Consider the following 15,215-nt stretch of genomic DNA (forward strand, 5'->3'; position numbering starts at 1 on the left):
TTAGGTAACTATAATCTCCTCAGCAGGTTTTATTACGATGAGTCTTATAAGTAAAAAGCCCCCCAACTAACGTTGGGGGGCTTTTTTAACTAATACAGTATTAGACTTACTTCTGCGTAGCTGCCCACGCATCCATCGTCTTCTCAGCAATGGCTAAAGGCATGGCGGCATTTTCCAGTAGCTCGTCATGAAAGGCGCTGAGGTTGAATTTGCCCCCCAGCTGCTTCTCATACTTCTGACGCAGCTCGCTGATCTTCAGCTGCCCGATTTTGTAGCTCAGCGCCTGTCCGGGCCAGGCCATGTAGCGCTCAATCTCGGCCGTGGCTGCCTGCTCATCGATGCTGCGGTTTGCCCGCATGTAGGCGATGGCCTGCTCGCGGGTCATATTTTTGCTGTGCATGCCCACATCCACCACCAACCGGATGGCGCGGTGCATCTCCCCGTTCAAAGCGCCCATGCGCTGGTAAGGGTCGGTGTAGAGGCCCAGCTCCTTGCCCAGACTCTCCGTGTACAGGGCCCAGCCTTCGCTGAAGACGCTGTAGCCGCCGTAGCGACGAAACTTGGGCAGGTTGGTGTTTTCCTGCTGCAGGGCAATCTGGTAGTGGTGGCCCGGAATAGCCTCGTGCAGAAACAGCGACTCCATGCCGCGAGTCACGTTGTACTTGGTGGGGTCGATGATGGGCACGTAGAAGATACCGGGGCGGGAGCCGTCGGCCAGGCCACGGTTGTACTGGGCGCTGGCCGAGGCGGCGCGGAAGGCTTCGGTCTGACGCACCTCAAAGCCTGTTTTGGGCACCCGGCTAAACATCTTTTTCAGGTTGGGGTCAATCTTGGCCTGAATGCCGCGATACACGTTGAGCACCTCCTCCGCCGTCTTGAAGGGCATAAACTTGGGGTCGGTGTTCAGGTAATTGAAGAACGCCGGCAAGTCGCCCTTGAAGCCCACTTCCGTCTTGATCTTTTCCATCTCCGCCCGAATGCGCTTCACCTCGCTCAGCCCCACCTGGTAGATTTGGTCGGGGGTCATGTCGGTGGTGGTCGAGTTCTTCACGGCGAAGCGGTACATGCTTTCCCCGCCGGGCACAGCCGAAATACCCGTAGTGGTGCGCGCCTTGGGCAGATACTCGTTCTTCAGGAAGTCGTGCAGCTTCTGGTACGTGGGCGACACCTGCTCCTTGATGGCCTGCTGATACGCGGCCGTGAGTCGCTGCTGATCGGCGGCGGGCACAGCCGCCGGAAACTTGCCTATGGGCCCGTAAAAAATACTCTTGGTAGCGTCCGGCGTGACCATGGCCTGAAGCTGGGGCAGCATTTTTTCTACCAATGGCCGGGGCAGCACCACGCCAGCGCGCATGCCCCTACGAAAGTTGCTGATGGCTGTATCGGCCCAGACCGGGTAGGCACGCACGCGGCCCAGCCAGTTGTCGTAGTCTTTGGTGGTTTTGAAGGGCTGATTGCCGGAGCCCGCGCCCAGCTGCGCCAACCCAATCGGCAGGCCGCCCATCTGATTGAAGGGTATCATCCAGGTGGGTTGCTTGAGGCCTTCTAGCCGCATCTGCATCTCATAGAGGAAGATATCGTAGCTCACCCGGTCGTTGTCGGAGAGCTTGCTGCGGTCGAACTTCTTGATCTGGTCGAGGTACTGCTGAAAAAACTGCCGCTGGGCGGCGCGGTACGCCACGGTGCCGTCGTTGGGCAGCTGGTCGTTGTAGCGGTTGTCGCCCTGCCCGGTGGCTTCCAGCGGATAGAGCATGGCGCGCTCGTCCCAGTACTTATCGAACATAGCGGCCAGCGCCGGCGAGTCGGCAGCTACGGGCGCGGCGGTGAGGCTGGTTGCTGGAGTATGGCTGGTCAGGGTGCCCAGCAGGCCCGCCGCCAGCGCCGCCGACAGGAAAAGATGTTTCATAGGGGGGATGGTTGAGGTGGTGAGTAAATATAAGGCGGTATGAGCCGGTGGGGGGCAAAAGCTAGAGCTAGAAGTGAAGCGACGTGGAGTAGAAGTAGAAGTACCGGTAATGGCTCCTACCCTGCTACTTTATTGGAAGCTACTGCTTCTCTGACAACGTCAGCAGTTCTTTCAAATAATGTCCCCACAAGGCAGGGTGCGAGTGGGTGCCGTGGCCGACAGTCAGGTCGGAGATGGGCAGGAGGATGTAGCGGCCTTTGGGTACCTTCTTGATTTCCTGCTCCAGAATAGCCAGTTCCGGCGGGTTCACCTGGTCGTCGGCGGAGTTGATGGCCAGCAGGGGGGCTTTTATTTTGGTCAGGTGCGGGGCCGGGTCGTAGTCGCGGGAGGCGTCGAACTGGTAGATGAAGTCGTTGGCGTCGAGGGAAGTCAGCAGCTGGGTTCTTCGCTTATCCAGGGCTGCTTCGGCCAGCTCGCGCGTGGGGGCCGCTTTCTGCATCTGGTACGGACTGCTGGTCATGAAAATCAGGGAGGAAATAGCCCCGGCCAGGCCCGTGCGGGGCTGGGTGGTGTAGTTGCCGCCCTGCCAGGCCGGGTCCATCTGAATCAGGTCGATGGCCATTTTGCGCAGCATGCGGTTGCGGCCCGCAATTTCCACCGGCAGGCTGGCCAGGGGCATCAGGGCATCCATAAAATCGGGGTAGCGGTAGCCCCACACCCAGGTTTCCATGCCGCCCATGGAAGTGCCCATCACCAGCCGGGCGTGCGCCACGCCCAGGTGCTCGGTCAGAAGGCGGTAATTGGCCGTCACCATGTCGTTGTAGGAGTACTTCGGGAAGCGCATGCGCAGGCCGTTGCTGGGCTTGCTCGACTGTCCGTGCCCGATGGCGTCGGGCAGGATGATGTAATACTTAGCCGCATCCAGCACCTGACCGGGCCCAAACAGGTTGCCGGCAAACTGCTCGCTCAAAAACTGCTCGCCGCTGCCCGTGGTGCCGTGCATGATAACCACCGCATTCGCTACTCGCCCCTTTGCGTCCTTGCGCGGCTGACCAATGGTGGTGTAGTGCAGCTTTAGCTCCGGCAGCTTCTCCCCGCTCTCAAACGCGTAGTTTTTCAGGCTGAAATCTGCCTCTGTGGGTGCCGGGTATTTTATCGCTCCCGTTTGGGCATAGCAAAGCAGCGGCAGCCAGAGCAGCAGAAACAGTAGTTTTCTCATGTTCGGTGAGGCAGAATAGATATAGGTGAGCGAGGCAGGAGGTGAAAGCATGTATCTGTTGGAAGTAGACACTCGATTTCTACACTTGGGAGGCTTTTTAACGCTGAGAAGACACTTAGGCCCTCATCCCCTGTCTCTCGATTCAGTTACTAGATGGCAGTGATTTCTGTACAAGCTACCCGCAGACCCAGGCCCGCGCTGCCTGCAGATCTGTAAATGTGCGCAGCTCAAAGGGCAGCTGCTGCTCGGCTGTTTCCTGGGCTTGCCCTATCAGCAGTTTATTGAGCGGATCGAATGCCTCGATGCGGGCGAATCGTTTCACACCAAGGCTGATCAACTGGGGCAGCACCTGCTGGGCAATCCAGTCAAGATCGATGGGACGCACGGCCCCCAGGAGCCGGTCGTCGGCCATCCAGCCGGTAACGCGATACTGCCGGGCCAGGACTACGGCCTCCAACGTAGCCTGGCGCAGCACAGTACCACTGGCAAAACCCAGCCACTGCGCTTCGATGGCGCGGGAAGTACCTTGGTGCAGGTAGAGAGTCAAATAAGAAGAAGCAGTCAGGAGTTGCATGAAGAACGGATAAGAAAGCGCTATACAGCCAGCAGCTTTATAGCTTAAATTTTGATGGGTAATACTTTGCTGAGAAGCGGTTTAAAACAGGTTTTGTGCCGTCAGAACGGGGTAGAGACGCGATACTTCGCGTCTCGTCGTTGGACGACATATCCGAACGGTGCAGACGACGAGACGCGAAGCATCGCGTCTCTACCCCGTTCTAATTAATTCATACAGCTTCTGAGATGAGCAAGTAGGCGATAAATTGCCATTCTCCCTATGTGCAGCCTTACCTGCTCTACCCCATAACCCATTTTTCCGCATTTCGCAAATACTGCTCATCCATTACGGCACCCAGGCCCGGCACCTGTGGCACCTCAATCACGCCCTGCGCCAGGTAGCGGATTCCGCCCACCACCGGGTCCTCGGCGTACATCAATGGCGTGTCGAAATCGCAGTGCCGGATGGCGTCGCTGGTGAGGGCTAAGTGCGCGGCGGCCGTCATGCCCAGGCGCGACTCCATAAAGCCCCCCACCTGCAACGTCAGGCCGGCGGCCGCGCCCAGATCGACGATTTTCCTGGCCCGGTGCAGTCCCGACGACTTGCCCAGCTTAATGTTGAACTGCGGACAGGCGCGCAGCTGGATCAGGCGGGCCGCGTCGTGCTCATCGCCGCAGCTTTCATCGGCCATAATGGGAATTGGCGACGCCGCCGACACCCTGGCCAGATCCATAAACAGGTGGCGGGCAATGGGTTCCTCACAGTGCGCAATGCGATAAGGAGCCAGCGCCTGCAAAACGGCTATGGCCGCCTCCGCCGTGTGCCAGCCCTGATTGGCGTCGATGCTGAGTGGGTGGTCGGGCCCGATGCCTTCCCGGATGGCCCAGATTCGCGCTACATCAGCTTCCAGCGTTTCCCCCAGCTTTACTTTAATGAATGGAAAGCCCTGCCGCTGAAAGCGAATGGCGTCGGCCTGCATCTTCTGGGGCGGACCCAGGCTCACGGTCATGTCGGTGGTGAGAACTTTATCAGATTTGCCCCCCAGAAAAGCGTAGAGCGGCAGGCCGGCCTGCTGAGCGGCTATGTCGTGCAGGGCCATATCGAACGCGCTTTTGATGCTGCTGTTGGCGTAGATGATACGGTTCATCATGGCCACGCAGCCGGCAATATCCAGCGCATCGTGCCCGCGCAGGCCGCGCGCTAAGTACTGGGCAACGGCAAAGCAGGTATCGACGCTTTCCCCATTAATGGTCATGTAGGGGCTGCATTCGCCGTAGCCGGTGCAGCCATCGGCGGTCCGCAGGCGGATGACCACGTTCTGCACTTCCTTTATCGGGCCCAGAGAAATAACAAACGGCTCTTTCAGCGGCAGGAAGAGCTTAAAAATCTCAATAGAGCGAATAGAAGTTTGTAGCATGAGGCAAAATAGCTAGCCGGCGTATCATTCCCTATTGACGAAAAAAAAGCCCCCCAGCCGCTCACGCCAGCTTACGCCGCCCGATGCCATTCTCATAATATCGTAATTTTGCCCCCCAGCTTCTTTCGTCGCTTCCGCATCTTATGGAATCACCATCTTTCCTGCCTTCATCCTCCCCGGTGCCCGTTGGGCCGCCTCTGCTGAACTGGGCCGGCAACTACCGCTATAGCACCACCCGGCTGGCGCAGGCCGACACCACAGAGCAGGTCCGGGAAGCGGTGCGGGCCACTGACCAGCTAAAGGTGCTGGGCTCGCGCCATTGCTTCAACGGCATTGCCGACAGCACCCAGCAGCTGCTGGCGCTTGGCGCGGCGGAGCAGTCGATTTCTCTCGATGCGGACGCTCGCACCGTAACGGTGCCCGCCTCCATCACCTACGGGCAATTGGCGCTTTATCTGCACAGTCGCGGCTTTGCCCTGCACAATCTGGCCTCTTTGCCGCATATCTCCGTGGCCGGGGCCTGCGCTACGGCTACCCACGGGTCGGGCATCGGGCACGGCAACTTAGCTACGGCGGTTCGGGCCATGGAAATGGTGCTGGCCTCGGGCGAGATTTGGGGGCTGTCGCAGGAAAATGACGGCGACGAGTTTCGGGGGGCAATTGTGCATCTGGGGGCGCTGGGGGTAGTTACCAAGCTTACGCTTGCGGTGGAGCCTACCTTTCAGCTGCGCCAGGATGTGTACGAAAACCTGCCTTTAACGCAAGTATATGAGCACTTCGCGGCCATTCAGGCCAGCGCCTACAGCGTGAGCCTGTTCACCGACTGGCAGCAGGAGCGCGTTACGCAGGTGTGGCTCAAACAGCGCCTCACGCCCGGCGCGCCGCTTCAGCACACCCCTTCCGACTTTTTTGGGGCCCCGCGAGCCACGCAGAATCTGCATCCGCTGGCCGGCCTCTCCCCTGTGAATTGCACCGAGCAGATGGGTGTGCCGGGCCCCTGGTATGACCGGCTGCCTCATTTCCGACTGGGCTTCACGCCTAGCTCGGGCCAGGAGCTGCAATCGGAATACTTTGTGCCCTTGCGCCACGCCGAGGAAGCAATTCGGGCCGTTGCGCGCCTGCATGAGCACTTGCGTCCGTGTCTGCAGATTTCGGAGATGCGAACGGTTGCGGCCGATGCGCTGTGGCTAAGTCCGTGCTACCGGCAAGACTCGCTGGGAATTCATTTTACCTGGAAACCAAATTGGGCCGCTGTGAGTCAGGTACTGCCCTTGCTGGAACGGGAGTTGTCGCCCTTTGGGGTGAGGCCCCACTGGGGTAAGCTGTTCACCTTGCCGGCCGCCCACCTGCAACGGCAGTATGAGAAGCTGCCCGCCTTCCAGGCCCTGATGGCGCAGTACGATCCAACAGGCAAGTTTCGCAATGCCTTCGTGGATACGTATCTCGGCAGCTCCCTCTAATGGCTTAAGATGCGATAAGGGCATAAAATTCATAAAATCTAATATTTATTTCAAACAACACCAGACTCCTGCATGATTCTTGATAAAAGCATACTTATCTCTCAACCTATTTTATTTTATCAAGTCTCAGCATGCTTTCCTCCGTGTTCACCCGTTTAGTATTACTGTTTTTTTCGCTTACGATTTTCAGCTGCTCATCCAAGGAAAAAGAAGAAGTAGCGCCCGTGCCGGTCAAGAGTCTGGTTGGCCGGTGGGACGTGCTGGAGGCATCGGTAACCCATTATTCCCCCGATGGTCAGTACCTGCGCACCCAACCCTTGTTTGCGGCAGACAAGCGGTATTACATTTTCTCAGCTGATGGCAAGATAGAGCCCTACACGAAGGAGAAATCGTTGCAGGCTGGCTCTTACAGCAATACCAACAACAGTCTGTCGCTCTCTTTCGACTACGGAACCTTTCAGTACACGATTCCCCCCACAATCAGCGACACGGAGCTAACAGTGATTGAAGATACCCGCAACCTTACCTCCGTGCCCGAAAGCCGCCGAAACCGAGTGACGCTGGTGCAACTGAAGAAGCACACGTCGCCTGAATAGGCACCGCAGCAGCGCTTTAAGCCTGTACAAGCATTTTTTCAAACGCTCCTTTTCTTCCGTTAGCGTTTGAATGCGCACGCACCAGAAGAGCCCGCTAAACACACGTTTCGCGGGCTCTTCTGGTGCGTGCGCATTTATAAAATCAGGACAGTACGGGACGGTTACCGACGAAGGGTGAGGCACATTCGCTTTCGGAGGTCGAATGCTAGGGGTGGCGCGCATACAACGTTGCGCCATTCTTGGGGATGACCAGCGAGCAGTAGCAGAGCGAAATCTGGGCTCTCTACTACGACACCGTAACTCTTGTTCTGTCGCCTGATGAGAAAGTGCTTTTCCTGGCTCATTTGCTGGCTACTTCTGCTCCCCTCACCCCTGACGCTCGCCCAGTCTGCGCCGGCTGGGCCCCTCACGTTGGCCGGAAGTTATAGTACTGAGGTGTTTGCGCTGGTGCATAAGCAGCAGGCCGCGCCTTTCTACCTCGACGAGCAGGATGCTGAGGTTGTTCGGGTGGCCGCCGATGCTCTGGCCCGCGACATTGCCAGCATTACGGGAACTACCCCGGCGCTGCGGGGGGCAAATCAGCCGCTGGGGGGCTTTTCTGTACTCATTGGCACGCTTGGAAAGTCAAAACTAATTGATCAGTTGGCTGCTGGGGGGCAAATTCAAACCACCAGCCTCAGGGGGAAGTGGGAGTCATTCAGCATTACTGTAGTCGATAAGCCCCTGGGGCAAGCGGGTAAGGCCTTGGTCATTGCGGGCAGCGACCGGCGCGGCACGGCATTCGGTGTGTTCGAGTTGTCGCGGCGGCTGGGCGTGTCGCCGTGGTACTGGTGGGCCGATGTAACGCCCCGCCAGCAACCCAATCTGTACCTGACGGCTGGCAGTTTGCTGGCTTCCTCTCCTACGGTGAAATATCGGGGTATTTTCCTCAACGACGAAGATTGGGGCCTTCAACCCTGGGCCGCGCAGAACATGGATCCAGACATCAAGGATATTGGGCCCAATACCTATGCACACATATTTGAGCTGCTGCTGCGCCTGAAAGCCAACCTTATCTGGCCGGCCATGCACCCCAGCACGCGGGCGTTTTTCGCTTACCCCGACAACCCCAGGATGGCCGACCGCTACGCCATTCTGGTGGGCACTTCCCATGCCGAGCCCATGCTGCGCAACAACGTGGACGAGTGGAAGGAGCAGATGATGGGGCCGTTCGACTATTTCCGCAACAAGCCGGCCGTGTACCGCTACTGGGAGCAGCGGGCGCAGCAGGCTGGCCCGCTGGAGGCCATATACTCGCTGGGTATGCGCGGCGTGCACGACAGCGGCATGGAAGGCGCCAAAACCCCAAAGCAAGCCGCCCAGATGCTGCTTAGTGTCATTGCTGACCAGCGCGAAATTCTGCGGCGCCGCGTAGCCCCCGACGTGCGAACCGTGCCCCAGGTGTTTACCGCCTACAAGGAAGTGCTGGATATTTACGACGAAGGCCTGAAGCTGCCCGACGACGTGACGCTGGTGTGGCCCGACGACAACTACGGCTATATCAGCCGCCTCAGCAACGCCGGGGAGCAAGCGCGCGGGGGCGGCTCGGGCGTGTATTATCATGCTTCCTACTGGGGCCGGCCCCACGATTATCTGTGGCTGAGTTCCACGCATCCGGCCCTGATTCGGGAGGAGATGATGAAGGCCTATGCCCTCAGAACCGACCGCCTGTGGGTGCTGAACGTGGGCGACATCAAGCCGCTGGAATACAACATTCAGCTGTTTTTGGACATGGCGTACGATGCGCGTCCCTTCCAGCAGAGCACGCATGTGCCGGCTCACTTGCAGGCATGGGCGGGGGACATTTTTGGCGACAAATTCGGCCCTGAAATTCAGGCCATCCTGTGGGAATACTACAACCTGGCATTTGAGCGTCGCCCCGAATTCATGGGCTGGAGCCAGACCGAGCCTACTACCCCTACCAAGCCCACCGCCTACAACCACTTTGCCTACGGCGACGAAGCCCAGCGCCGCCTCGACCAGTACGCCGCCTTGGTGCAGCGCGTCCAGCAGCTGCGCCCCCAAATGGAGCCCGCGCGGGCCGATGCTTTCTTCGAGCTGGTGTATTACCCGGTGGTGGGCGCGGCGCTGATGAATCAGAAGTTTTTGTATCAAGACAAATGCCGCCTCTACGCTACGCAAAACCGCGCCAGCTCCACCGATTACGCCCTGTGGGCCCAGGAAGCGTACGCGAGCATAGAGCGCGAAACGGAGTATTATAATAACCAGCTGGCGGGTGGCAAATGGCGCGGGATGATGTCGATGAAGCCCCGCAACCTGCCGGTGTTTCAGGCGCCGGCGGTGCCGCCGCTCGCCCTCGATACCACCCAGATTTGGGGCGTGGCGCCGGAAGAATTTGCCCCCCACGACTCCGCTCAGACTATTACCGTAGCGCCTTCTCTGAAGCTGCCGACCTTCTATCCGTGGGGCCCAGCCTCGTACTTTCTAGATGTGTTTCTGAGCCGGCGCCGGTCTGTTGCCTGGAAAGCCAAATCGACGGTGAAGTGGCTGACATTGTCTGCCCAAAAAGGCACGCTCACCTCGGCTGGGGGGCAAAAACAACAGCGGCTCCAGGTCCGCATCGACTGGAGCAAAGTACCCAAGCGCGGCCCGGCCACGGGTTTCCTGACGTTTAGCGGAGCCGGCAAAATATTCCGCGTGGCCGTGCGAGCCGCCGTGGCAGAAAGCAAAATAGCCGCCGATTATCAGGGCTTTATCGAAACCAATGGGTACGTTTCGATGCGGGCCACGCACTACAGCCGCAAAATAGATAACGCCCAGCGCCGCTGGACGCTGGTGGAAGGTCTGGGCCACGCCGGTCAATCTTTACAAGCGTATCCTTTGCAAGCAGAGGCCCTGGTTGATACCGCCAACCTAAGGACTCAGGCCCCAACCGTGGAGTACGATTTTTATACCTTCTCGCGGGCGGCTCCTACCATTACGGTTTCTACCCTGCCCACGCACCCCATCACCCGGGGTAGCAGCATGCGCTACGGCGTCGCCGTGGACCACGGCCCAATCAAGATTGTCGATTTTAAAACGGTGGGCCGCTCGGAGGAGTGGAAGCAGAATGTGCTGAGCAACCGGGCACAGCGGCAAGTTAAAAGCGATTCGCTGAGTCCCGGCCGGCACACACTCACCATTTACCTCATTGATCCGGGCGTGGTCTTCGACCACCTGACTATCGACCTGGGCGGCTTGCAACCTGCTTACAGCCTCATTCCCGAAACCTGGAAAACAGTGGCTCCTGTCTCCACACCCCGAAAAGCTTCGGCGCAGCAGCCTTCTTCCTCGCACAGCAGCCCGGAGCAAGCCCTGGGGGGCAAAAGCTCGTTTCCGTAGCTGTAGTCAGCTTGCTACCGCGCCACTTGCGTCCCCCTAAACCCACGTTTTTACCTTTTTCAAAGCCCACTTAATGACTACCGCCCGGAAGAACCTGTTTGCCGTTGCGCTGATTACGTCGCTGTTTTTCCTGTGGGGCTTTGCGCTCAATCTGAACCCTATTCTGATTCCCCACCTCAAAAAGGCCTGCCAACTCACCGATGCCCAGTCAGCACTGATTGATTCGGCGTCGTATATCGCCTATTTTCTGCTGGCCATTCCCGCCGGCCAGTTTATGAAACGCTTTGGCTACAAGGGCGGTATCCTGCTGGGGCTGCTGCTGTTTGCCGGGGGGGCTTTTTTGTTCTACCCCGCCGCGGCGGCCCGCTCCTACTCGTTTTTCCTGACCGCCCTTTTCATCATTGCCTGCGGCCTGACCTTCCTGGAAACCGCCGCCAACCCTTATATCACCGTGCTCGGCGATGAGGAAAGCGCTACCCAGCGCCTCAACTTCGCGCAGTCGTTCAATGGCCTGGCGGCTACGCTGGCGCCCTTTCTGGGGGGCATTTTCATCTTGTCGGGCAACACGCTTTCGGCCGCGGAAGAAGCCAGCATGTCCAGGGGGCAGCTAAATGCCTACCTGAATGCGGAGGCGGCTTCCGTGCAGGTGCCTTTTCTGCTTATTGGCGGCGTGGTGCTGCTAGTGGCCTTGCTCCTGTACTTCACCCGCCTACCCGATATTGTAGGGGAAGATCGGGGCGCAGAGGCTAATCGGCCCTTGCTGCGGGAGAAAAACCTGCTGTTGGGCGTGGTGGCGCAGTTTTTCTACATCGGCGCGCAGGTGTGCGTGAGCAGCTTTTTTATTCGGTTTGCTCAGCAGGTAGCAAACATTGGCGAGAAGTCGGCGGCCCGGTATCTGTCGGCGGCGCTGCTGGGCTTTATGATCGGGCGCTTTATCGGCACCTTTCTGATGCGCTACATTCCGGCGCCGCGCCTGCTGGCGGTGTACAGTTTGCTCAACTTTTTCCTGGTGCTGCTGGCCGTCATTCTGCCGGGCAAATTCTCGGTGTACGCGCTCATGGGCGTCGAATTCTTTATGTCTATCATGTTCCCTACCATCTTCTCGCTAAGCATTCGCGGCCTGGGAGGCAAAACCAAAGAAGGCTCCTCGCTGGTGATTATGGCCATTGTGGGGGGCGCGGTGTTTCCGGTGCTCATGGGCCGCGTGTCGGATATGAGCACCATTCAAACGGCCTATCTGGTGCCCGCCTTTTGCTTTCTGGTGGTCTTTTATTTTGCCCTCAAAAATGCGCGTGTCAAGCATGTACAGCTCGCTACAGCCCACTAACCTATGTTCGATTTAACTGAAAAACACGCCGTCGTTACGGGCGGAGGCAGCGGTATTGGCCAGGCCATTTCCCTGCTGTTTGCGCGTCAGGGTGCTACCGTCCACATTCTCGATCGGGATGAAGCAGCCGGCCAGCAAACCGCCCAGCAAATACAAGCCAGCGGCGGCCAGGCCCACGCCTACGCGGCCGATGTAAGTCAGCAGGCGCAGATAGTCGACATTTTTCAGCGCATCGGCCGCGCCGATATTCTGGTTAATAACGCCGGCATCGCCCACGTGGGCAACGTGGAGAACACCTCCGACACCGACTTCGACCGCGTGTACCAGGTGAACGTGAAGGGCGCGTACAACTGCCTGTTTGCGGCCGTGCCGCTGATGAAAGCGCAGGGCGGGGGCATTATCGTGAATATGGCTTCCATTGCCGCGCACGTGGGCCTCACCGACCGTTTCGCGTATTCCATGAGCAAGGGGGCCATTTTCGCCATGACGCTTTCCGTGGCCCGCGACTACCTTTCCAGTAATATCCGCTGCAACAGCATCTCCCCGGCCCGGGTACACACGCCCTTCGTTGATGGCTTCATTGCCCAAAACTATGCTGGCCAGGAAGCAGAGATATTCGCTAAGCTCTCCAAAAGTCAGCCCATCGGCCGCATGGGCGAGCCCGCCGAAGTAGCCGCCTTGGCCTTGTACCTGTGCTCGGCGGAAGCCGGTTTCATCACCGGCTGCGACTACCCCATCGACGGCGGTTTTATCAAGTTAAATAGTTAATCACCAAGCCTAAAAAAGCCCCCCAGCGCTCATATGAAACTCATCCGCTACGGTGCCCCCGGCCAGGAAAAGCCCGGCGTCATTCTCCATGATCAGAAGTTCGACGTGTCAGCCTTCGGCGAAGACTACAACGAAGCCTTTTTTGCCAATAATGGCCTCCAGCGCTTGGCCAAATTTTTACAAAAGAACGAAGGCCAGCTGACACCGATTGCTGATTCGGAGCGGCTCGGCCCACCCGTGGCGCGGCCGTCCAAGCTGCTGTGCATTGGCTTGAATTACAGTGATCATGCCCGCGAAACCGGCGCCACCCCGCCCCCCGAGCCGGTATTGTTCATGAAGGCCACCACCTCGTACACCGGACCCTTCGACGAGATTATCATTCCCAGAAACTCCACCAAAACCGACTGGGAAGTAGAGCTGGCCGTGGTTATCGGCAAGCGCGCATCCTACGTAGAAGAAGCTGACGCTGCCGATTATATCGCCGGATATGCCCTGCACAACGACGTGTCGGAGCGGGAGTTTCAGCTGGAGCGCAGCGGTACCTGGGACAAGGGCAAGGGCTGCGACACGTTCGCGCCCGTGGGTCCGTTTATGGCGACGCCGGATGAAATGGGCGATGTAAATAACCTGCGGCTGTGGCTGTCGGTGAATGGGCAGATGATGCAGGATGGCAACACAGCCAACCTGATTTTCAACATTCCATTCCTGATCAGCTACGTCAGCCAGTTTATGACTTTGCTGCCCGGCGACATCATTTCTACGGGTACCCCGGCGGGAGTTGGCTTGGGCTTCAATCCGCCCGTGTACCTCAAGCACGGCGACGTGGTGGAGCTGGGCATCGATGGCTTGGGCACTTCGCGCCAAGTGCTGAAAGCCTATGGCCAGAATTGACGCTCATCAGCATTTCTGGCAGTTTGATGCCGCACGTGACGCCTGGATCAGTGATGACATGGCCGTGCTTCGGCGCGACTTTTTGCCCCCCGATCTGCAAGCGCTGCTCCAGCACTACGGCTTCGATGGCTGCGTAGCAGTGCAGGCGAGTCAGTCGGAAACGGAAACGGATTTTCTGCTCGAACTGGCAACTCAGTATGACTTCATTAAAGGCGTAGTTGGCTGGGTGGATTTGCGGGCCGAAAACCTTGGCGAGCGGCTGGCTTACTACCGGCGGTTTGCCAAGCTCAAAGGCTTTCGGCACATTCTGCAAAGTGAAGCTGACCGGGCGCTGATGCTGGGGCCGGAATTCCGGCGCGGCATTGCCGCCCTGAGTCAGCACGGCTTCACCTACGATCTCCTCATCCTCCCCGATCAGCTCGCATACGCCACCGAGCTAGCCGCCGCTTTCCCCAATCAGGCTTTCGTGCTCGATCATTTGGCCAAGCCGCTCATCAAAACGGGCGAAGTGGAGCCTTGGCGGCGCAACATCCAAGTCCTGGCCGCGCACCAAAACGTGGTTTGCAAAGTCTCCGGGCTCTTAACCGAAGCCGATTGGCACAACTGGCAGCCCACCGATTTCCGGCCTTATCTGGATGTGGTTTTCGACGCTTTCGGGCCTAATCGGGTGCTATTCGGCTCCGATTGGCCGGTGTGCGAAGTGGCGGGCGGCTACAGCCAAACAGTGAGCTTGCTGAAAGATTATCTAGGTTCTTTTTCACGCACAGAGCAAGCCCGGTTTTGGGGCGACAACGCGGCCTCCTTTTACGCTCTCTAATCCTACCTTATGGACTTATACCTAGCTGACAAAATCATCCTCGTTACCGGTGGCGCCAAAGGCATTGGCGCAGGCATTGTGCAGGTGCTTGCCGACGAAGGTGCCATTCCCGTCATTGTAGGGCGCAACGAGGAAGAAAACCGCCAAACCGTAGCCGACATTGAAGCCGCGGGGGGCAAATCATGGCAGGTAACGGCCGAACTGACGGACCCTGCCGCCTGCGAAAAAGCGGTGCAGGCTGTGGTAGCGCAGTTCGGACGAATTGATGGGCTCGTTAATAATGCCGGCGTAAACGATGGTGTGGGGCTGGAAAACGGCACCTACGAAGGCTTCATGCAAAGCCTACACCGCAACATAGTGCATTATTACCTGATGGCTCACCATGTGTTGCCAGAATTGAAGAAGTCGAAAGGCGCGATTGTAAACATCAGCTCCAAAACGGCTGAAACTGGCCAGGGCAACACCTCCGCCTATGCCGCCGCCAACGGCGGACGCAATGCTCTGACGCGGGAATGGGCCGTGGAATTGCTCAAATACGGCATCCGGGTGAATGCTGTGGTAGTGGCCGAATGCTGGACGCCGCAATACGAAACCTGGATTCAGACCCTGCCCAACCCCGAGGAAAAGCTGCGCGAAATCACCAGCCGGATTCCGCTGGAAAACCGCATGACCACGGCCGAAGAAATAGCCAACACCACCGCTTTCCTGCTCTCGCGCCGCAGCAGCCACACCACCGGCCAGATTCTGCACGTCGATGGCGGCTATGTGCACCTCGACCGGGCCCTGGCCAACGCCTGACCCGACCGGACGAATACTCGGCATGTCTGGGGGGGCAAATCAGCCAACTTTAGCCTTCACCCGGCAGCCGAAATTTCTG

The 15,215-nt window shown here is 58.4% G+C and carries 12 protein-coding genes; 8 read left to right on the forward strand and 4 right to left on the reverse strand.

Annotated features, from left to right (window positions below):
* Nucleotides 1–106: 106 nt before the first annotated feature.
* The 4 genes from IEW06_RS10670 to IEW06_RS10685 form a co-directional block, all read right to left on the reverse strand.
* On the reverse strand, nucleotides 107–1,906 hold the full coding sequence (locus tag IEW06_RS10670; protein ID WP_187732521.1) for a DUF885 domain-containing protein: 1,800 nt from the start codon (nucleotides 1,904–1,906) through the stop codon (nucleotides 107–109).
* 139 nt (nucleotides 1,907–2,045) lie between these two features.
* The gene (locus tag IEW06_RS10675) at nucleotides 2,046–3,125 is read right to left on the reverse strand and encodes an alpha/beta fold hydrolase (RefSeq protein WP_187732522.1); all 1,080 of its coding nucleotides are present in this window, start codon (nucleotides 3,123–3,125) and stop codon (nucleotides 2,046–2,048) included.
* Nucleotides 3,126–3,300: 175 nt separating this feature from the next.
* Nucleotides 3,301–3,699 carry a hypothetical protein gene (locus tag IEW06_RS10680; RefSeq protein WP_187732523.1) on the reverse strand — a complete coding sequence of 133 codons (399 nt, stop codon included), beginning with the start codon at nucleotides 3,697–3,699 and terminating at the stop codon, nucleotides 3,301–3,303.
* A gap of 280 nt (nucleotides 3,700–3,979) precedes the next feature.
* Complete coding sequence (locus IEW06_RS10685) at nucleotides 3,980–5,098, reverse strand: mandelate racemase/muconate lactonizing enzyme family protein (protein WP_187732524.1); 1,119 nt, start codon at nucleotides 5,096–5,098, stop codon at nucleotides 3,980–3,982.
* A 143-nt stretch (nucleotides 5,099–5,241) separates the two neighbouring features.
* Here IEW06_RS10685 and IEW06_RS10690 point away from each other — a divergent pair, with 143 nt between their 5' ends.
* From IEW06_RS10690 to IEW06_RS10725, 8 genes are all read left to right on the forward strand, one after another.
* On the forward strand, nucleotides 5,242–6,558 hold the full coding sequence (locus tag IEW06_RS10690; RefSeq protein WP_188548259.1) for a D-arabinono-1,4-lactone oxidase: 1,317 nt from the start codon (nucleotides 5,242–5,244) through the stop codon (nucleotides 6,556–6,558).
* A gap of 131 nt (nucleotides 6,559–6,689) precedes the next feature.
* Nucleotides 6,690–7,154: a hypothetical protein gene (locus IEW06_RS10695; RefSeq protein WP_187732525.1), complete on the forward strand. Its 465-nt coding sequence runs from the start codon at nucleotides 6,690–6,692 to the stop codon at nucleotides 7,152–7,154.
* Nucleotides 7,155–7,472: 318 nt separating this feature from the next.
* Nucleotides 7,473–10,535, forward strand: coding sequence for a glycosyl hydrolase 115 family protein (locus tag IEW06_RS10700; RefSeq protein ID WP_188548260.1), 3,063 nt, complete (start codon nucleotides 7,473–7,475; stop codon nucleotides 10,533–10,535).
* 73 nt (nucleotides 10,536–10,608) lie between these two features.
* A complete protein-coding gene (gene fucP / locus IEW06_RS10705; protein WP_188548261.1) occupies nucleotides 10,609–11,862 on the forward strand; it encodes an L-fucose:H+ symporter permease in 1,254 nt (417 codons plus the stop codon).
* Nucleotides 11,863–11,865: 3 nt separating this feature from the next.
* Nucleotides 11,866–12,630: an SDR family NAD(P)-dependent oxidoreductase gene (locus IEW06_RS10710; protein WP_187732527.1), complete on the forward strand. Its 765-nt coding sequence runs from the start codon at nucleotides 11,866–11,868 to the stop codon at nucleotides 12,628–12,630.
* Between the two features lie 33 nt (nucleotides 12,631–12,663).
* A complete protein-coding gene (locus IEW06_RS10715) occupies nucleotides 12,664–13,521 on the forward strand; it encodes a fumarylacetoacetate hydrolase family protein (RefSeq protein WP_188548262.1) in 858 nt (285 codons plus the stop codon).
* Nucleotides 13,508–14,338 carry an amidohydrolase family protein gene (locus IEW06_RS10720; protein ID WP_187732528.1) on the forward strand — a complete coding sequence of 277 codons (831 nt, stop codon included), beginning with the start codon at nucleotides 13,508–13,510 and terminating at the stop codon, nucleotides 14,336–14,338. Before IEW06_RS10715 ends, IEW06_RS10720 begins: the two co-directional genes overlap by 14 nt.
* Before the next feature lie 9 nt (nucleotides 14,339–14,347).
* A complete protein-coding gene (locus IEW06_RS10725; RefSeq protein ID WP_187732529.1) occupies nucleotides 14,348–15,136 on the forward strand; it encodes an L-fucose dehydrogenase in 789 nt (262 codons plus the stop codon).
* Nucleotides 15,137–15,215: the final 79 nt, after the last annotated feature.

It is taken from the genome of Hymenobacter qilianensis (assembly GCF_014638675.1).
Taxonomy (GTDB): Bacteria; Bacteroidota; Bacteroidia; order Cytophagales; family Hymenobacteraceae; genus Hymenobacter; species Hymenobacter qilianensis.